Here is a 20303-nt window from a genome sequence, read left to right as displayed (position 1 = left end):
TTACCAGAAATAATTTTGAATGACAACAAATGAGTTATTTAAAATATGAATTAGTATTGCTACTTCTAAGCGTCCAGTCTTCAAATAAGCAAATACAAATATTAAGCCAGAAAATCCATAAACAAACCATTCTCCAATAGTAATTGGGCCATGGGCACCCGCAAATAATATGACCGAAACAATGGCTCCTATAATTGGCGCGCCTCTAAATATGCCTTTAATAAGTAATCCTCTAAATACAACTTCTTCTAAGATTGGTCCTAAGAGGCCAATTGATAAAAATTGAAGCAAGATTGGCACATTTTTATAATCTTCTTCTAATCCTTTTTCATTATTTGTCTCTGGCATGAAAAAAGATGAAAGATAATCTACACCGAACATTAAAGCAAAACCTATAATGATTAACATCCATTGTTGTTTGGTAATCTTGCTAAAATTAAATAATTTCAACTTAAATAACCATAATAATAAAAATGCGATGACAACTGGAATAATACTAACCCAGAAATATTTAGGGCTCTCTTCTGCTAATGCTAAAACCATCGATTCAGCGAAAAACATTACAACTATCATAAAAATAGATTGTAACAATAATTTCCAATACGCTTTATGCGAAATTTGAAAATCAGTTTGCTTAGTTTGTGAATCTACTTGTTCTTGTGACATTATTTACCTCCTCATTTCTCGGGAAATCTTTTGTTCTCTTAATTAAAACTCCACTTATTTTTAAAAAATAATTTTACTAAACTTATATAGCTTAAATGTCAAATATATGTTACATTCAAAGTGCAGTATCCGTTTTCAAAGTTCTAAATATTAAATAAAGGTGGGTTTAACATGCAAGAATATGAAAATGGGAATACATACGCTTCATCCGCTTCAAACCCTGAATACTCACATCAAGATAAAACTCCACAATCTCAAGAAGAACGTTATCCTAAGGGGAATAAGTTTTTAAATATCCTTATCTTTATTGGTTGGTTCATACTTGCTGAAATTCCAATCGTTACCTTAAGTTTCATTGTTGGATTTTCAGTTCATATGGACTTATTAACTGGCACAGTGTCTACATTACTTTTCCTTCTTTTCACTGGTATCATTGTGTGGTTTGTAAGACGATACTATCAACGTCACACATACGAACAACCGAAGAAATTTAAAGGTAAAGACATTGCGATAAATATTGGCTGGGCTGTGTTACTACGCCTACTGGTAATTGGTATGTCTCTATTAATGTTAGTTGTCACAGGCTCAAGAACGACTAAAAACGACCAAATGTTACTTGGCAACATGGATGGACAACCTAGTCCGGATCAATTAGGCCAAGCCTTCCCAGTTATTGTATTTGCGTTAACCATCACGTTCATTGCTCCATATTTAGAAGAATTGATTTATCGTGGTATCTTTAAAGAAACACTCTTTAAACGCAGTCGTTTCTGGTTACCATTCATTCTTTCATCAATTATTTTCGGTTCTCAACATAATCCAACCAATTGGGTAGCTGCATTAATGTATATCTTTATGGGCATGATTTTTTATCTTGCGTATCACCGTAGAGGCAATGTTCGCGATAGTATGATGGTCCACATGATCCATAATGGCGTTACTGGTATATTGATTCTTGTTGGTTATTTCACCGTATTATTTAGTTAAATTATTTAAGTAGTCCGTTTTTAGGACTACTTTTTTTCTTGAAAATGAAGGACAACTGGCGCAGTCATTTTCAAAAATAAAATATCAAAATATGTAACCTACCTATAACATAACAAAATTCTAAGTCATTCAAGCTTAAATGTTTCTTAAATCGCAAAATAAAACAGGACCCCGAGTTTGCGGAGTCCTGTTTTTTTATTTATCAAAAGCGATAGTTTCAATATTTTTCTTTTTCAAGAATTTCTCAATTTTATCTTGTTCACGACCATTAACAATATCTATATTTTTGTATATATTCTTAAACTCTTTTAAATCATCTTCATCTAACTTTTCTTCAGCTTTTTTTGACATACTTCTAGCTTTATTATCCATGTCATTAGATGTTGTAATATATTGACTAATTTTTTTACTATATTTTTCATATTCTTTATTCGGTAATTTATTATTTTTTATGTATTTAGCAAAGTTAGCGTCATTTTGAACTCGTAAATTTAATACTTTATCATAATTTTTCTGCTGTTTTTCAGATAATTTTTTATCAGAATCTAACTTATCTTCATAAGGTTCAGTAGCATCGCTTAGCTTTCTGCTAGAATCTAAATATGTTTTTATATCTTTCTTCATAGTAGCTTCAGAAATTGTTTTATTAGACATTGTTTTATCAAAAATGTGTTCTGGAATTTTATGATTATGACTTTCATTGTTCTCAGTATGTTTATTTTCAGTCTCACTATCTTTTTTATGATTTTTCTCAGAAGATGAACATCCTGCTACTGTAATAACTAATATAAAAGTTGAAATTAATAATGCTATCTTTTTCATATCAAATCTCCTTTTATTTAATTTTTACATTACAGTTTAAGTATAGTGAACTTCTCAGTAACTTTAAACCTTTCTTAAGTAACTCAACTAAGTCGTGAGTTTCTTCTAACTCTTAGTAATAATAAGATGACAACAAGATAACCAAAAATAGAAATAAGTGAAGCTTCGAAGCCAAACTGGTTGCCTGATATAGCTATGTTGTTCGTATGTAATACATATTGCCATACGGCAGTGCTACTTTCTTTTTCAGTGATAAAGATAATTTGAGAAAGATTCCAAAAGAAATGCAAGGTAATACTTGCCCAAATCGTATTGAATTTATAAGTGGCTAAAGCAAACATAAGGCCTACTAGAGAACCACTCATCAATAATAGTAAGAAGCTACTTATATTGAGTGCCCCATTCAATACATGGATCACGCCGAAAAAGACAGATGTCGAAATAATAGCAACTTTAATATTCGTTTGCTTCTCAATATAACCCATTAAGAAGCCTCGACACACCATTTCTTCAACAATCCCGCCGCCAAGTGCAGTAACAAAGATTGACCAAAATATCATACGCATTGTTTCATTTAACGAATTAAAATGATGAATTTTAAATTCACCAGGGACAAAAATGAAATAAATAGCATAAACTAAAATTGGTAATCCTAAACCAAGTAGGACATATGTTTTATGAAATTTAGGTGCAGTAATACGGTACGATTCTAAACTATCTTTGAATATCCTTTTAATAAAAAATCGCACTACGAAAAAAGCGAAAATAATATAAAATATACCTTGTAAAATAACGCCAATTCCTAAAAACTCAATAAGATTATCAAATAATGATGTAATACCTTGGGTAACTCCCATAATTAAAATTGCTAGAATAAACATGCCAATTATTTTTAATAGTTTCATTATGTTACTCCTAATTCTTTTACTTAACAAATTTAGTTTAACACAAGCATTTAAACATAAAATAAGAGTTAGAAAGCGCACTCTCTAACTCTTTTTCACTATATACTATTTTTTCTCAGCTACTTTAGAAATATATGTAGATGCTTTGTCTTTATCAAATATTGTAAGTCCGGTAATATCTTTTGTATTTTTTGAAGGTACAACGAAACTTACTAAATATCCAAAAACAAATGAAACTAAGAATGAAATGATTGACACATAGAATGGTGAATTTCCGCCACCTACACCATTTAAAATGTAAGCAATAATTACGCCGGCAATTAATCCTACAAGCACACCTACTGTATTCGCACGTTTTGTAAAGATACCAACTGCGAAAATACCTGCTAATGGTACACCAAACAGGCCGGTAATAAGTAAGAATAGATCCCATAAGTTGTTAGAATCTGCGTAAATTAAATACATTGAGATAGCATAACTTAGTAAACCTGCTACAACAATAACTAATCTTGCGAAATTAACTTCTGATTTATCTGCTCCTTTTCCAAAGAAACGGTGTTTAATATCTTCAGAAATACAAGCCGAAATTGAGTTTAAACTAGATGAAATTGTTGATTGTGCCGCTGCGAATATTGCTGCGATAAGTAAGCCGCCAACAAACGGAGGCATTTCAGTTAAAATGAAGTACGGTACGATAGATGACGTATTAAAACCTTTAGGCAACATTTCTTCATGATGATAAAATGAATACATCATTGTTCCCATACCATAGAATATAGGTGCTGAAATTAATGCTAGCACTCCATTAGTCCATAAAGATTTCTTTGTCTCTTCCATCGAGTCTGATGCTTGATAACGTTGAACTACATCTTGGCTGGCAGTATATTGATGCAAGTTATTAAAAATATTTCCAAGGAAAATAATTGGGATCGCTGCTGCAGCTGAATTTAACTTCCAGTTATCAGCGCTAATAATCTTTTTATTAGCAATAGCATCACTCATAATCGTACCGAAGCCACCTTTGATTTCAAATGCTCCGATAATAATTATAAGTAATGCGCCCCCTAATAAAATTACGCCTTGTATAAAGTCACTCCATACTACCCCTTCGAAGCCACCTAAGAAAGTATATAAAATACATAAAATTCCTACAAGACTAGCTACGATGTATGGATTCATATCTGAAACAGCAGTAATTGCTAATGTTGGTAAATAAATAACAATTGCAATTCGTCCTAAGTGGAAGATAACAAATAATAATGAACCAATAACACGAATACTTGGTCCAAAACGTGCTTCTAAATATTCATAAGCTGATGTAACACGTAATTTTTTAAAAAATGGTACATAAAATGCGATTAATATTGGAATAATTGCGACAATCGCAATATTTCCTGCTATGTATGCCCAATCCGTTAAAAATGCTTTTTCTGGTGTAGACATAAATGTAATTGCGCTTAAAGTTGTAGCATAAATTGAGAAGCCGATAGCCCATGATGGAAGGCGCCCGCTGGCAGTGAAGAAGCTATCTGTATCTTTACCAGCGCGTTTTGTGAAATACGCCCCTATTAATAACATCGTGATTAAATACCCAATTACAGCAACCCAATTCCACATCCCAAATCCAACCTGTTGCATAACTGACACCCCTTGCTTTACAAATTATGTTGTTTACTTGTTGTTATATTTATAAATCATATTTTTTAATTAAATTGTTTAATGCTTCACGATTATCTTCATTAAATGGTGCGAATGGGCGTTTTGGTAAACCACCATCAATACCACGAGATTTTAAGATTTCTTTAAGTGTTGGATAGATACCCATGCCTAACACTGTTTCAATAATGTCGTTTGTATCATGTTGAATTTTATATGCTTCTTCAACTTTGCCTTCACGTGCTAAATCAAAGATTTGACGTGCACGACGACCATTAACGTTATAAGTTGAACCAATTGCACCATCTACTCCAGAAATTGTTGCTTGAACTAACATTTCGTCAAAGCCTGATAAGATTAATTTATCTGGATACGCATTTCTAATACGCTCTAATAAGAAGAAGTTAGGTGCTGTGTATTTTACGCCTACAACTTTTTCATGATTAAAGAGTTCTCCAAATTGTTCAATGCTAATATTTACACCAGTTAAATCTGGAATTGCATAAATAATCATATTGTTTTGTGTAGCTTCAATTATTTCGAAGTAATAATTTTTAATTTCTTCGAATGAAAATGGATAATAAAATGGTGTAACTGCTGATAATGCATCATAACCTAATTCAGTAGCATATTTACCAAGTTCAATTGCTTCATTTAAGTCTAATGAACCTACTTGAGCGATTAAATTTACATCGTCTCCCACAGTTTCTTTAACTACTCTAAAAATTTGTTTCTTTTGTTCTTTACTAATTAAGAAGTTTTCACCAGAACTACCATTAACATATAAGCCATCTAATTTTTCAGTTTCGATAGCATTTTTAGCAATTTGTTTTAAACCTTCTTCTTTCACTTGACCTTGTTCATCAAATGGCACCAATAGTGCAGCGTATAAGCCTTTTAATTTCTCTTCCATATTTGATTACCTCCATTTATTTTTATATGAATTAATTTTTATAAAGTTTGATATAAATTCAACAACAATAATTTCTATTTACAATTTGAATTGTAAACGCTATCATTTCAATGAACAACCATTTTTGAAAAATTTTAACAAAATATACTAAATTTAATGAAAATTATTTTCAAAATAATTCAGAGAATATTCATTCTAGAAAATAACGAATATAATAAACGTTGTATGAGGAGGTTATTGCATGTATAAAATTGCGGTAGATATCGGAGGCACTAATATTAAAGTTGCTGTAATAGATGAAAATCTTGAAATGATAGATTATAAAAAAATTGATACTCCAAACAATATAGATGTATTAATCATTGATGAAACTTACAAAGTGATTCAATCTTTTATGGAGCAATATAATTTGAAAACACCTCATATTGGTATATCAAGTGCAGGTGTTGTTAATTCAGAATTAGGCCAAATTATTTATACAGGACCAACTATAAAAAACTTTGACGGTACTAACTTCTTTGAAGCATTCAAAGATTTATCAACAGATATTACTGTTTATAATGATGTTGATGCTGCTTTACTTGGAGAACTAACCTTCCATAATTATGAAGAAGATAATATCTTTTGTTTAACATTGGGAACAGGTATTGGGGGCGCATTTTATAGTAAAAGTTTAGGTATTTACCAAGGCTCTCGCCATCGCGCAAATGAAATTGGCTACTTACTTTACCGCGCTGAAGATGAAAAAACATTCGAACAAAGAGCTTCAACTTCTTCGCTGAAAGCATTAATGTTAGAGAGAAAGTTCGAATTTGAAACAGATGTTCCTAAATTATTTGATTTAGCAGAAGAAGGAAATCCACAAGCCGTAGATATTTTAAATGAATGGAGTAATCACGTAGCTGAGGGCATTGCTCAAATACAAATCATATACGATCCAGGTCTTATTTTAATTGGTGGCGGTATTTCATCCCAAGGCGATAAACTTTTAAAATATATTGAACCTAAAATTCATAATTATCTTCCAAACGATTATGGCATCGCGCGATTACAAACTACTAAAACAGAAAATCACGCAGCATTGTTTGGTGCTATAAAAAAATAGTATAAAGCCTATCGTTAGTCTTATTTACTTATCGATACGGCTTATTTATATTTATTCTTTCTCATTATTTAATACAACTTGACGTGTTTGTTGATAAGTACGGTGCATATTAGGATCTCCTAGTAATATATAACTTACAAGATCTATTAAAAAATGAGTAGCTATTTGAGAATTAATGAATCTAGAGTCATTATTACTTGAACGAGCACTTGTTATTAGCACTAAATCTGCATTCTTAGTTAGTGCACTCCCTTCAAAATTAGTAATTACGACTACATAAGCACCTCGTATTTGAGCAATGTTACTCGCTTCAATTAATTCAGATGTTTCACCACTATTTGAAATCGCTACAAACATATCTTTAGATGATAATAATGAGGCTGAAATTTTCATTTGATGTGCATCTGTTGAAATGGAACCTTTGACTCCCATACGCATTGTACGGTAATAAAACTCACTTGCTGTTAATCCTGAACTTCCTAAACCCGCAAAATTAACTTGCCTACATGTTTTTAAATTATGTGCTAATCTTTTTATCTTTTCCTCGGAAATAAACTCACCAGTTTGTTGAATAATATTTTGATGATAACTATGAATCAACTGTACTAATGGCGCATTTTCAACCACTTTTTCTGACTTTTCATGTTGTAAACTAAATTTCATATCTTGAAAGTTATTATAATTTAACTTACTACTAAACCTAGTAATTGTGGCAGGTGATGTGCCGATAGCATAAGCTAAGGAATTAATCGTTGAAAAATTATCATCTAGTTCGTGTGTTTTTATATATTCAATTATTTTCTTATCCATTTTAGTTAATAAATGACTACTACGTTGTACACGATTATCAAATTTCATCTCATCACCTCTGACTTAAGCTATATAAACTTTATTATATATGAAAATATTTTTCAAATTATATTTTTAAATTGATAAATATTTTCTCGATGTTATGATATGAGTAAATAAATTTTAAACAACAATAATCTCAGAACAACACAAAATATTAAATTGTTTTTGCTTTATAACTTAATAAGCTATTTACAAATTTTAAATATGTGGAGTGAATTTTTATGTTACCAAAAGGTCTAATCGTTTCATGTCAAGCATTACCAGATGAACCATTACATTCATCTTTTATTATGTCTAAAATGGCATTAGCTGCTTATCAAGGCGGTGCATCAGGAATTCGTGCAAATACTAAAGAAGATATCTTAGCTATTAAAGACGAAGTTTCTTTACCAGTGATTGGTATTGTTAAGCGTGACTATGATAATTCAGATGTTTTTATCACTGCTACTTCAAAAGAAGTTGATGAACTTATTGAAAGTGGTTGTGAAGTCATTGCTTTAGATGCTACGAAACAAGAACGACCAAAAGAATCTTTAAAAAAATTAGTAAATTATATCCGTGAAAAAGCACCAAATGTTGAAATTATGGCTGACATCTCAACTGTCGAAGAAGCTGTTCAAGCAGATAATTTAAAATTTGATTACATTGGCACAACATTACGTGGGTATACTTCATATACTAAAGGTCATATTCTTTATGAAAATGATTTTGAATTTTTAAAAGAAATCTTACAGAAAGTAAATGCTAAAGTCATTGCAGAAGGAAACGTCATCACACCTGAAATGTATAAAAAAGTAAGTGAGCTTGGCGTACACTGTACAGTAGTTGGAGGCGCTATTACACGTCCTAAACAAATCACTGAACGTTTTGTAGACGCTATTCAATAAGAGTAGTCTATTTTTAAAAATAGTTCTTATTCATTTACAAAGGGGAATAATTATCTTTAGTTGAATAAACGTATGGAGGCGTTTATATGATGAAATTGATTAATTTAAAAAATAAAGCGATTGCCAGTGATTATGTAGCTATTGAACTTTTGAAACTAATTCAAGACAACCCTAAAGCAATTCTCGGATTGGCTACAGGAAATACAATGACAGATATTTATCCACGTTTTTCTGAATTATTGGAAGCAAACGACACAGATTTAAGCGAAGTACAAACGTTCAATTTAGATGAATATGTGGGCTTAGAACCTGAACATTCTCAAAGTTATCACACGTACATGCATAAGCTATTGTTTGATCATAATTCTAGTTGGCAAGCTTCGAATATTCATATTCCTCAAGGTAAAGTGGATGATTTAGAAGCTGAGTCTAAACGCTATGAAGAATATTTAAAATCTATTGGCAACCCAGATATTCAACTATTAGGAATTGGGGAAAATGGGCATATTGGGTTTAACGAACCTGGCACGTCTTTCGAAAGTGAAACACGTGTGGTGGATTTAACTGATTCAACTGTTAAAGCCAATAGTGTGAATTTCGATAAGATTGAAGATGTACCGAAACAGGCTGTATCTATGGGATTAAAATCAATTATGCGTGCTAACCGTATTATTTTAATCGCATTTGGAGAACGTAAACAAGAAGCAATTCGTCGTTTATTAGAGGGAGAAACAACTGAAGATTTACCAGCATCTATATTGCATAATCACCCTAATGTAGAAATCATTATTGACGACACTATTTATAACAATTTGAAATAAAAAAATAGGACAGTATTCGAAGATTTAAAACCTTTGAATCCTGTCCTTTAATTATTTATTATGAGTGTTTAAATAATTTTAAAATTAAAGACATAATAATGCTTACAATTGCGATAATCGCAAACGTAATTGCGAAAATTAATTCAATTTGATGTAAGTTGAATTGTAAATTAAAATCATTAAAACCGTTAAACGTGCTATAAACTAGTAAGTTAAGTACAAGTACAGCGATTAAAGCTATAATAGACAACCATCCCAAAGTTGTGAAAAAGTTTTTTGCACTTGGAAATCTTAAATCATGTTGCACCGTAATAGCCCCCTTTCGTATCAATATGTCAATTTTTCACATAGTTAATATTTATATTCACTTATTTTCGCAATTTTAAACCTTTTAAAAATATAAATGTGCACAATATGTACGCATCAGACTATAAGTTTTAAAATTTATCATATTCTGACTATGCCGGTAGTCTTAAAAATGATGAATTGTGCCTGCTTTAATCGTTTTACTTATTTCAATTTCATCATTGGCGATAACGATATCTGCATCTTTGCCAATAGCCAAACTACCTTTAGTATCATCAATCTTTAATGCTTTTGCCTGGTTTAAACTAGCTACACGCCATAAATTCTCTAATGAATCATTTGTAAAAGTCATTAAATTACGTAAGCCATCATTCATTTTTAAAATACTACCTGCCAACGCACCACTTGCTAATCTTGCTTCTTTACCTTTTACGATAACATTTTGACCACCTAGGTCGTATTCGCCATCTTTCATACCTTTAGCACGCATAGCATCTGTAATCAAATACATGTGCTCATTACCTTTTTGTTTATAGGCAATATTGACTGAAGCAGGATGTGAATGTACACCATCGACAATAACCTCAGTGTTTAAACCTTTATTCGTCCATGCTGCACCAAAAACACCTGGATCGCGATGTTCGAATGGCGTTGCGGCGTTATATAGATGCGTAATATGCTTAGCGCCATGTTCAACCGCTTCATTTGCTTCATCAAATGTGGCTACTGTATGCCCCATTGAAAAGATAATATCGTCATGTAAAGCATTTAGAGTTTCATGCGCACCCTCTACTTCTGGCGCAAACGTTATAATTTTAATTTGTCCGTTCGCAATCTCTTGAAAATGTTGAATTTTGCTTACTGAAGGGCGTTGTACATATTTTGGATTTTGCGCGCCTACTTTGTGTTCCGAGATAAATGGTCCTTCTAAATGAACGCCACCGATTTCAGCTGCCTCACCTGGTTGCTGATTTGCTTGATAAGCCACAATATTTTTTAATGCTTTTTCAATATTCTCGTCTGATTGCGTCATTGTTGTCGCTAAGAACGTTGTTGTCCCTTCAGATAACAATTGTTCCGCTAAATGTTTCAATCCTTCATATGAGGCGTCCATAGCATCTTCACCGTATCCGCCATGAATGTGAATATCAATAAATCCTGGTAAGACATTTTGTCCTTGAGCATCTACTTGTTGTAAATCGCCTGTATACTCGCCTTCTTGAATATCACTTATTTTGCCATCTTTTACTACAAGATATCCATTTTCAATAACTTGTTCTTCTGTGTAAATTTTCCCATTAGTAATGACATAGTTCGACATGATATACCTTCTTTTCTTAAATATTGTTCTAAATTCATAACAATTATAGCATTTCAGATATTCAATTTATTGCTTTGTAAAAAGTTTTCAAAACAACTTATTATATCGCTAGTTTTCTTAAATTTTCAAAAAAATGAATTTTGAAAATAATTACAATTATAGGTATACTCATAACTAAATAACGTATAAGGGATGACTTAATAAAACTATGAATGACAAGCGTAAGAAAAACAATTATTTCGTTTATATCATTTCGGTAGCCATCATTATTCTTATCACTGCTATGGCAGGCATTTTCCCAAAGGGATTTGGAACTTATGCACAACACGTTTATGATTTTATTTCAAATTCATTTGGTTGGTTATTTTTACTCATTATTTTCATTTTAGATATCTTTTTAATTTCTTTAGCTGTTTCTCGTTATGGTCGTTTTAAATTAGGTGATGACGATGAAGAGCCTGAATTTTCATTTTTATCATGGCTGGGAATGCTATTTTCTGCTGGGCTAGGCGTAGGTATCGTCTTTTGGGGTGTAGCTGAGCCACTGACTCACTATATTCACTCCCCTTTTCCAGGAAAAGTTCCAGATCAATCAGCAGAATCTGCACGTGTCGCTATGGGATATACTTTCTTTCACTGGGGCATTTCGCAATGGTCCATCTTCGCTATGGCCGGCTTAATTGTAGCTTACTTCCAATTCCGTAAAAAAAGAGATGGTTTAATCTCTACTGCCATGGAGCCAGTCTTTGGCGAAGCTTACAAACGTCCGTTCCGCAATATAATCGATATTCTAGCGATTATTGCTACGGTCATGGGGATTGCAACGTCGATTGGCCTCGGTATTATGCAAATTAGTGGCGGTCTAAGTCACGTCTTTCATGTACCAAATAACAATTTCACTAAAATTGCAATTACTGTCTTAATGGTTTGTATTTTCCTAGGTTCAACGATTACTGGTTTAGATAAAGGCGTAAAATGGTTGAGCAATATCAATATTATTTTAGGTGCTGTACTACTCATCTTTATGCTCATATTTGGCGACTTAAAATTTATCTTTGAATCTTACACTTTAGCCATTGGAGATTACATACGAAACTTTGTAGAATACAGTTTACGTATTGACCCATATTCAGGAAAAAATGCATGGATACAGCAATGGACTGTCTTCTATTGGGCATGGGTGATTTCATGGTCACCGTTCATTGGTGGCTTCGTAGCTCGAGTGTCTCGTGGACGAACAATTCGTGAATTCATCATGTGTGTACTCATAGTGCCGCCACTTATTTCATTTGTATGGATTTCAGGCTTTGGTGGTATGGCTGTCAAAATTGCAATGGGTGGCGATAAAATCACTCAACTCGTCGACAAAGACTATACGGTTGCATTGTTCGAGTTGCTATCCAAATTCCCACTATCTGATATCACTAACGCATTAGCAATTGCTTTAATATTCTTACTGATTGTGACAAGTGCTGATTCCACAACACATATTGTAGCTGGTATGGCGACTGGAGGCAGTGAGAATCCTAAAAATAAACATAAAGTCGTTTGGGGTTTACTAATTGGAGCAATTTCAGTTGCGATGACGATTGCGGGTGGTTTAACAAGCTTACAAACCGCTTCAGTCGTAACAGGTTTACCATTCTCTATTATTTTATTACTAATGACAATTTCAATCATGAGAGCCTTACGCCGCGAACATACCAAACACTTCCAAATGTCATATATTGATGACGATAAAGACTACTCTATTCCTTTAGAACAACGTGAATCTGATAGCGATACTGTTGAAAAGGAGCAGAAAGATGACAAGACAGAAACGTAATGAAGAACAATATTTTAATTGATTACCTATCATAGGTGTAATAATAAGTGTATTTCTGTTTATACTCTTTTTCGTTATTTATAAAGTCGATGATAACTGGATGATTGTGAGTTTGTATTGTTTATTACCAATATTTGTGAATTGTTCCATGACTTTGGCATACAAATTCTTTAAAAAGTGATTATTAAAAATTAAATAAGATGTCTCTTGCTATAAGTGTAATTTTTAAATATTGTAGTAATAAGAACTTGAAATAATTAAGGGGATTCAAGGGGGATTAATTATGAATTACAAACAATATTCACCGGAAGCATTACGCCAACTTATTCGAGAAGGTAAATTAACAGGTCACACAAGTGGCATGGCAGAAGGTTATATCCAGGCCAATGTCGTTATCTTACCTTCCGCCTATGCTTATGATTTTTTAAAATTTTGCTTCAGAAATCCAAAGACATGTCCATTATTAGACGTTTCAGAAGTAGGTTCACCTTCTTTTCCTTATTACGGAAAAGATGCAGATATTCGTGCAGAAGTGCCCAAATATCGTATTTATGAACATGGCGAGCTCATAAAAGAAACAGATAATATCACTGATCTTTATACCGACGATATGGTAAGTTTCCTTATCGGCTGTAGCTTTACCTTTGAACATGCACTACTAGAAGCCGGCGTCCCTGTGCGTCATATTGAAGAAGAACACAACGTTCCTATGTATCGCACCAACATTCCAGCCGAACCTAGCGGACAATTCAAAGGCAACATCACCGTAAGCATGCGTCCAATGACCATCGCCCAAGCCATCCAAGCAACCGAAATCACAACGCACTTCAAGAACGTTCACGGTACACCTATTCACATTGGCACGCCAGAAGAACTAGGCATCAACAATATTAACGAACCAGATTACGGCGAACCCGTTACCATTAAAGCAGATGAAGTCCCAGTATTCTGGGGATGCGGCGTTACACCACAATCCGTGGCACTAGACACCAAACCCGACATCATGATCACACATTCCCCAGGCCACATGTTCATCACAGACATTAAAGACAATGAATTAAGTAATTAATATAAAAAATGGGAGATACACAGCATCAAACCCTAGCTGGCGTATCTCCCATTTTTGTATTCTTACTATCCTATTTGTATCAAAAGTTGATAAATTAGTGTGCCGGCATAGTTACCTATGACGTAACCTAAAGTACCTATAATAAGTATAGGCCCAATTAAACCTTGCCATCCTTTGCTTATAGCTAGTGCCGCTGCTGTAGTGGGACCTCCAGCAGTCGCATTACTTGCAAGTAATATTTCCTCAATTTTAAAGTTAAATAATTTACCAATAATCAAACTTAAACCTAAATTAAAAATTAAAATTATTATCACAAAGATAAATAGTAATGGCGCAGTCTTAATAATTGTAACGAAAGATGCTGGCGTACCGATTACAACAAAGAATATGTAAATAATAAATGTTCCTATTTCTGAAGACCCAGCCAACTTATCAAAGAAATCTCCCCAAATAGCTACTGCTAACAACGTTAGTGTAGTCAATAATAAGTATTGATCTCCAAAGAAAGATACTAATATAGTCAGCACTATATTAGACTGTGGAACTACATGTTGAATTAGCTCAGATAATTTAAAACTGATTGCTACTAAAGCAACCGCTATTGCTATCGAAAAAGCTATATCTAATAATTGAATATTTTTGGGTTGCCAATATGATTGTTGTGTTTCTGGAGTTGCTTCATCTTTATAGTCTGTCTTGAACCATTTTTTAATAAATGGCAATGATGGAATTGCAATTAATAACATAAAATACAATGCCATCACACTATTATCAGCAACTACAGTAGATGAAATCATATCACTAGGTGTTTTAAATTTTGTGCTTAACGCTGCAAAGTTAACGCCACCGCCAATATAACTACCTGTCATCATAGCGCCAATCTTAGCTAGATATGGAATCCAACGATGAAGTAAGATAAATCCTACTGTTGTTCCAATAATTGTACCTACCGAAGCGATAAGAAATATATATAATAATCGTCGACTTTCTCTCCATATTTTTAAAATATTAGAACTAAACAATAATAGAGGAATTGATATTGGCACCGCATAATTCCATACTGTGTCATAAACAGGTGATTCAGTCGGTATAACTTTAAAGTTAGATAATAACATAGCGCCGACTAAAGCTATAATTGCCCCTGAAATCGTACTTGCCCATTGATATTTCTGTTCTAGAAATATACTCACTGTAGCCCAGACGATAATAATGGCCCATAACACCCATGTATCGTCTTTAGCTATTAAAGCTCCCATTGTAAACATAAGCCCATCCCCTTCCTTGAGTAACATTTTATACTAAATATCAATTATTTTCGATGCTAGTATACATATTCTTAAGATAGAAAATAATGAGAAATATTCTCAATTAATTACTTACATCCTCTGTACATTCTTAAAAAATAGGTCTATCCTAATGTATGAAATATTGAAAAAATAGATTGAAAGAAGGTTTCATTATGGATAATCCTGTTCAGTATAAGAAGTTTATACTGCCTGTAGTTATCGGTGTCATTCTTGCCTTAATTACGCCTTTTAGACCTGAGGCATTAAGCGTGCAAGCATGGCTCATGTTCGCTATCTTTGTAGCAACTATCGTTGGCTGTATCACACAACCAATGTCTATCGGTGCCGTCTCTATCCTCGGTTTTACCCTTACCGTATTAGTTGGCGTCGTTGATACTAAAACAGCCGTTCAAGGTTTTGGTAACCCTAGTATTTGGCTAATTGCTATGGCATTCTTCATTTCAAGAGGTTTCGTGAAGACAGGTCTTGGTCGTCGAATCGCACTTCAATTCGTTAAACTTTTCGGGAAAAAGACGCTCGGCTTAGCCTACTCTCTTGTCGGCGTTGATTTAATCTTAGCCCCAGCTACACCTAGTAACACTGCACGTGCTGGTGGTATCATGTTCCCTATCATTCAATCCTTATCAAAATCATTCGATTCAGATCCTAAACAAGGTACTGAACGTAAAATGGGGGCATTCTTACTCTTCACAGAGTTCCAAGGTAACTTAATCACTGCGGCAATGTTCTTAACAGCTATGGCAGGTAACCCTTTAGCGCAAAACTTAGCTGAAAAGACTGCACATGTGCATATTACTTGGATGAATTGGTTCTTAGCAGCAATTGTCCCTGGATTAATTTCTCTCATTGTAGTGCCATTTATTATTTATAAAATGTATCCACCTACAGTTAAAGAAACGCCAGATGCTAAAAAATGGGCAGAAGACCAACTTGCAGAAATGGGTCATATTTCTAAAGCTGAAAAATTCATGATTGGCGTCTTCATTATCGCTCTAGTATTGTGGATGACAGGTAGTTATATTGGTATAGATGCAACATTAACAGCATTTATTGCTTTATCATTATTACTCATCACAGGCGTATTGAATTGGAAAGACGTTTTAAACGAAACAGGCGCTTGGAATACATTAGTTTGGTTCTCAGTACTTGTTATGATGGCCGATCAATTAAACAAACTTGGTTTCATTCCTTGGTTAAGCCATCTTATCGCTCACAATTTAGGCGGTTTAAGTTGGCCAATTGTACTTATCATCTTAATCGTATTCTATTTCTACTCACACTATTTATTCGCAAGTTCAACAGCTCACGTGAGTGCGATGTATGCCGCCTTACTTGGTGTAGCCGTAGCAGCTGGTGCACATCCATTATTTAGTGCATTAATGTTAGGTTTCTTCGGTAACTTAATGGCTTCTACAACACATTACAGTAGTGGCCCGGCACCTATCATTTACGGCGCTGGTTATATAAGCCAAAAACGTTGGTGGCTGATGAACCTTGCATTAGGTATCGTTTATTTCATTATTTGGCTTGGCATCGGCTCACTATGGATGAAACTCATTGGACTGATGTAATTGTAAGAAGGAATTCAATTTTAAATTGGATTCCTTTTTTTATCTCAAATATACTTTTATCTAAATTATAATTGTTAACAATATAAAATCGACGTATAATATATAAAAAATATCATAAAAAGGAGTTGACTCTTATGATTCCAGAAGAAAGAGGCTCTTATACATTATCCAAAGAAGAAGCAATGATATTTGCGACTGCAGAATTTAAACCATTTTAACAATCACATTGAAAATGAATTAACTACAGCGAATCTACTTGAACTATATGAAAAAATTGAGAAAAGTAAATCATCGAATTTATAATCTTTCCGATTTTGATGACTACTCAAATATAAGTTATTCATTTTTTAAATTTCTCCAAGATAATATCAATCAATTTACTACTTCTTCTAACCCCTCTATAACATCTTACTTACAAAATAAAGCTTTACTTTTAAACCAACAAAATTCTCTACGTACTTATTTTATAGTTGATACAGACACTTTAGACATCATTGGTTATTTTTGTTTAAAAATAGTCAATATAAATACAAATATCTCAATATTGCATGATACAGATGAGTATCGCTTGAATACGCGATACTCATCTGTTGGCGCCGCCATTACCGCGTCTCGGTAATGGCGGTTTTTTGCGTTCTTTTTGTCTTCTTTCTCCCCTTTAATATTCCGTTCTTCGTAAGAGAAAAAAGTCGCCTTGGCAGGCGCCTTTAGTTTCCTACATGAAGAAACGGAGGTGAAACTATGCTTTATGACATTATTACTGAACAGTTAGCTAAATATAATGAAACACCTAGCAGTATCGTTTGCTATTACGAACAAATCGACTTCGGTCTTACTCAAGGCAATGAACAACATTTACTCGAATGCTATTTTCAGAGAATTTTCCATTATTTAAATCATTTAGATAATACACGTTATTTACTACAACAAATTGCGACGACGCCTCATGAATTGACAGAGTGGTACGTATTACATTCATATGTCCTAGGAAATGATTAGTTAGACATCATTCGACTATCCATTTTCAGAAAAAATGAATATATCGCACAAAATTAAATGAAATTAAGATTTTTATAAAATTAAAACTTTCATCTAAATGACTCATGCTGTCTAGGGTCGTTTTTTATAATGAAAATAGGTTTCGTGAAGGGAAGAAATGCGAATGGAACAGGCATATAGAGTACTTAATATCTACTCTAAATTGTTGAAAAAACAAACTGTAAATAAGGCAGATTTAGCCAAACAATTTGAAGTTAACACAAGGACGATTCAAAGAGATATAGATAATATTCGATATTATCTACATGAAGCTAATCTTCACTCAGACATTGAAGAGGAAATCACTTTTGATCAAAGTAAAAACAGTTATTTTATCAAAAGTATGCATAAAAATATGGGAACGCCACTTCAAGCTACTAAAGTAACTTATGAAATCACACCTCATTTATATCAAAAAATGAAAAATAACTATGACATTAAAGTCTTACAACGAACTTCAAAGTCTCTCACTGTTGAAATTGAAGTGAGTGCGAGAGAAGCGATTGAGTTGTGTTTCAATCATAGAAAATCATTACGTCTTATATCTCCAACTACGTTACTCAATCAATTCACTACAGAACTCATTAAACTTCAAATGATTTATCTAAGACATGAAGTTTAACTATAAGACCAAGGGCAATGGAAGTTTATTTCTTACTTGCCCTTGCCTCTTAATAATCAACTACTTAAAGGAGAATGAAATATGAAGAGAATGAAATATTTAATCGCATTAATCATGATAGGCTTATTAATCCCCAATCTAACAGGATGTAGTAAAAGCATCGAACATAAAAAGAACATTTCAATTAAAGATATTATTAATGATAAGAAAGAACACCTTCTTTATATGGTTAGTAATAAAGATGGTGAGTCTAGAGTAGAATATTTATATTTAACAAAAAATGGACAAATGAAAATGATTGCATTAGATGGCGATTCAAATGTACCACCAGATTTTATTCGTAAGTTAGATGCTGATGAAGTGAAGAAGACACTTGATAGTAAACATGCATCTTATGAAGAAACACCTTATCGTGATGTTAAATCATATATAGAAGTAACCACTGATAACGGTAAACCTTTAATGACACTAGTAACAACAAAGGAAATATCTGAGAAACAAGCTAAAAATAATATTAGTAGCGCTATAGATTCCGTAGAAGAAGGAAAAGATAGTTTGTTAACTTACACTGACGTTAATACAGGCCAATCACAAGATCCTAGTAAAGATATAGAATATACAGGTCAATTCTCAGTTAATCCAGCAGCATTAAATAGCGATTCATCAGACGATTCAGATTACAAATATACGATGATTAAGCTTGATAATGAAGATCAAAAAATTGTAGATCTTTCTCCAAAAGATAAAGACGTTACACAAATCAAATTTTCTGACTTTAAAATGGAATAAGGAGAGTAAAAAATGAACAATTCAAAAGAACAACTTATGTCAGATATTGCCCTAATGATTAAAGGAAAAACTCAAATTCAAAATTGTAACAATACTATTAATAAAGAAAATAATAAACTTCGAAAAATGACATTAAATAATATAAAAAGAAAGAATATGTTATTTTTACTTTTACCAGCACTCGCGATTATAATTTTATCAATTATTTTATTTCAATCAGTTGGCCTACTCTTTATTGGAGTAATTGTATTTGGTGTTTGGTTTTTTCAAAATAAAAAAATTAAAAATCCAAGCAAACATTTCCTGACTTCTAATCGTTATGAAAATGCTCAAAAAGAAGTATTCGAACAAGATAGTGCTAAACTTGCTTTACAAAATATCCGTTCAAATCAAAGTACATTATCCGAAATCAATCAAACTTTAAATGCTTCAGGCGTTTATAATCGTATTCCAAATTCATACTCAAATATTGATGCTTTAAGCGCAATGTTTAATTATTTATATAATCAACGCGCTGATACGTTAAAAGAAGCGATTAACTTATTTGAAACAGAATCACATCAAGCACGTTTAGAAGGTCAACAGAAACATATTCTTTCAAAAGTAACAGAGACAAGTATCGATGCTAGAGCAGCTAGATACGCTTCTAACTTGGCAGCAACGAACTCTGCCGCTTCAGCTCATTGGGCAAGACAAGCAGCACACTACTCTGGAGAAGCGAGAGATTATGCAGCCTCAGCAAATTATCATGCATCAGAAGCAAGTCGTAAAGCAGGTGACGTAGCAGCCGATGCCCATAAAGCACGCAAAAATACAGAAAGATTATAAAATTTTAAAACCA

At 33.0% G+C, this 20303-nt stretch carries 20 protein-coding genes and 1 pseudogene; 12 read left to right on the top strand and 9 right to left on the bottom strand.

Translation table 11 applies throughout. The features are described from left to right. The gene (locus E2558_RS08650; RefSeq protein WP_126564668.1) at nucleotides 1–666 is read right to left on the bottom strand and encodes a CPBP family intramembrane glutamic endopeptidase; all 666 of its coding nucleotides are present in this window, start codon (nucleotides 664–666) and stop codon (nucleotides 1–3) included. A 171-nt stretch (nucleotides 667–837) separates the two neighbouring features. Between E2558_RS08650 and E2558_RS08645 the strand changes: the two genes are divergently transcribed. Beyond that, on the top strand, nucleotides 838–1653 hold the full coding sequence (locus E2558_RS08645; RefSeq protein WP_126564669.1) for a CPBP family intramembrane glutamic endopeptidase: 816 nt from the start codon (nucleotides 838–840) through the stop codon (nucleotides 1651–1653). A gap of 195 nt (nucleotides 1654–1848) precedes the next feature. Here E2558_RS08645 and E2558_RS08640 read toward each other — a convergent pair whose 3' ends face one another. The 4 genes from E2558_RS08640 to E2558_RS08625 all read right to left on the bottom strand — a co-directional run bounded on the left by E2558_RS08640 (nucleotide 1849) and on the right by E2558_RS08625 (nucleotide 5949). Next, nucleotides 1849–2475 carry an NDxxF motif lipoprotein gene (locus E2558_RS08640; protein ID WP_126564670.1) on the bottom strand — a complete coding sequence of 209 codons (627 nt, stop codon included), beginning with the start codon at nucleotides 2473–2475 and terminating at the stop codon, nucleotides 1849–1851. 83 nt (nucleotides 2476–2558) lie between these two features. Next, complete coding sequence (locus E2558_RS08635) at nucleotides 2559–3380, bottom strand: CPBP family intramembrane glutamic endopeptidase (RefSeq protein ID WP_126564671.1); 822 nt, start codon at nucleotides 3378–3380, stop codon at nucleotides 2559–2561. A gap of 105 nt (nucleotides 3381–3485) precedes the next feature. Further along, on the bottom strand, nucleotides 3486–5018 hold the full coding sequence (locus tag E2558_RS08630; protein ID WP_126564672.1) for a sodium:solute symporter family protein: 1533 nt from the start codon (nucleotides 5016–5018) through the stop codon (nucleotides 3486–3488). 49 nt (nucleotides 5019–5067) lie between these two features. Continuing rightward, nucleotides 5068–5949, bottom strand: a complete 882-nt coding sequence (locus E2558_RS08625) for an N-acetylneuraminate lyase (protein WP_126564673.1) — start codon at nucleotides 5947–5949, stop codon at nucleotides 5068–5070. A gap of 241 nt (nucleotides 5950–6190) precedes the next feature. On the opposite strand from E2558_RS08625, the gene E2558_RS08620 reads away from it, so the two are divergent. Next, nucleotides 6191–7054 carry an ROK family protein gene (locus E2558_RS08620; RefSeq protein WP_126564674.1) on the top strand — a complete coding sequence of 288 codons (864 nt, stop codon included), beginning with the start codon at nucleotides 6191–6193 and terminating at the stop codon, nucleotides 7052–7054. Nucleotides 7055–7105: 51 nt separating this feature from the next. Here the strand turns inward: E2558_RS08620 and E2558_RS08615 are convergent, their stop codons facing one another. Then, a complete protein-coding gene (locus E2558_RS08615) occupies nucleotides 7106–7912 on the bottom strand; it encodes a MurR/RpiR family transcriptional regulator (RefSeq protein ID WP_126564675.1) in 807 nt (268 codons plus the stop codon). 215 nt (nucleotides 7913–8127) lie between these two features. On the opposite strand from E2558_RS08615, the gene E2558_RS08610 reads away from it, so the two are divergent. Together E2558_RS08610 and nagB are read left to right on the top strand one after the other, a co-directional pair. After that, a complete protein-coding gene (locus E2558_RS08610; RefSeq protein ID WP_126564676.1) occupies nucleotides 8128–8793 on the top strand; it encodes an N-acetylmannosamine-6-phosphate 2-epimerase in 666 nt (221 codons plus the stop codon). Between the two features lie 89 nt (nucleotides 8794–8882). Beyond that, entirely contained in the window at nucleotides 8883–9614 is a 732-nt protein-coding gene (gene nagB, locus E2558_RS08605; RefSeq protein WP_126564816.1) for a glucosamine-6-phosphate deaminase, read from the top strand. Nucleotides 9615–9672: 58 nt separating this feature from the next. Here the strand turns inward: nagB and E2558_RS08600 are convergent, their stop codons facing one another. Next, nucleotides 9673–9921 carry a hypothetical protein gene (locus E2558_RS08600; RefSeq protein WP_126564677.1) on the bottom strand — a complete coding sequence of 83 codons (249 nt, stop codon included), beginning with the start codon at nucleotides 9919–9921 and terminating at the stop codon, nucleotides 9673–9675. A 165-nt stretch (nucleotides 9922–10086) separates the two neighbouring features. Beyond that, nucleotides 10087–11241, bottom strand: a complete 1155-nt coding sequence (gene nagA, locus E2558_RS08595; RefSeq protein WP_126564678.1) for an N-acetylglucosamine-6-phosphate deacetylase — start codon at nucleotides 11239–11241, stop codon at nucleotides 10087–10089. A gap of 208 nt (nucleotides 11242–11449) precedes the next feature. On the opposite strand from nagA, the gene E2558_RS08590 reads away from it, so the two are divergent. After that, nucleotides 11450–13066, top strand: a complete 1617-nt coding sequence (locus tag E2558_RS08590; protein ID WP_126564679.1) for a BCCT family transporter — start codon at nucleotides 11450–11452, stop codon at nucleotides 13064–13066. Nucleotides 13067–13349: 283 nt separating this feature from the next. Next, nucleotides 13350–14135 (top strand): putative hydro-lyase, encoded by a 786-nt coding sequence (locus tag E2558_RS08580; RefSeq protein WP_126564680.1) that lies wholly within the window; start codon nucleotides 13350–13352, stop codon nucleotides 14133–14135. Nucleotides 14136–14200: 65 nt separating this feature from the next. Here the strand turns inward: E2558_RS08580 and E2558_RS08575 are convergent, their stop codons facing one another. Beyond that, entirely contained in the window at nucleotides 14201–15400 is a 1200-nt protein-coding gene (locus E2558_RS08575) for a DUF819 family protein (RefSeq protein WP_126564681.1), read from the bottom strand. Nucleotides 15401–15594: 194 nt separating this feature from the next. Between E2558_RS08575 and E2558_RS08570 the strand changes: the two genes are divergently transcribed. The 6 genes and pseudogenes from E2558_RS08570 to E2558_RS08550 all read left to right on the top strand — a co-directional run bounded on the left by E2558_RS08570 (nucleotide 15595) and on the right by E2558_RS08550 (nucleotide 20290). Beyond that, nucleotides 15595–17013 (top strand): anion permease, encoded by a 1419-nt coding sequence (locus E2558_RS08570; protein WP_126564682.1) that lies wholly within the window; start codon nucleotides 15595–15597, stop codon nucleotides 17011–17013. A 134-nt stretch (nucleotides 17014–17147) separates the two neighbouring features. Then, a pseudogene (locus E2558_RS12470) lies at nucleotides 17148–17316 on the top strand (hypothetical protein). A 438-nt stretch (nucleotides 17317–17754) separates the two neighbouring features. Continuing rightward, complete coding sequence (locus tag E2558_RS08565; RefSeq protein WP_126564683.1) at nucleotides 17755–18012, top strand: hypothetical protein; 258 nt, start codon at nucleotides 17755–17757, stop codon at nucleotides 18010–18012. Between the two features lie 163 nt (nucleotides 18013–18175). Continuing rightward, nucleotides 18176–18673, top strand: coding sequence for an HTH domain-containing protein (locus tag E2558_RS08560; RefSeq protein WP_168210231.1), 498 nt, complete (start codon nucleotides 18176–18178; stop codon nucleotides 18671–18673). An 81-nt stretch (nucleotides 18674–18754) separates the two neighbouring features. Continuing rightward, nucleotides 18755–19462: a hypothetical protein gene (locus tag E2558_RS08555; RefSeq protein ID WP_126564685.1), complete on the top strand. Its 708-nt coding sequence runs from the start codon at nucleotides 18755–18757 to the stop codon at nucleotides 19460–19462. Nucleotides 19463–19474: 12 nt separating this feature from the next. Beyond that, nucleotides 19475–20290, top strand: a complete 816-nt coding sequence (locus E2558_RS08550) for a hypothetical protein (RefSeq protein WP_126564686.1) — start codon at nucleotides 19475–19477, stop codon at nucleotides 20288–20290. Nucleotides 20291–20303: the final 13 nt, after the last annotated feature.

Origin of the sequence: Staphylococcus pragensis (assembly GCF_004785665.1) — a bacterium.
Taxonomy (GTDB): Bacteria; Bacillota; Bacilli; order Staphylococcales; family Staphylococcaceae; genus Staphylococcus; species Staphylococcus pragensis.
This window is presented reverse-complemented; position numbering and strand designations above follow the sequence as displayed.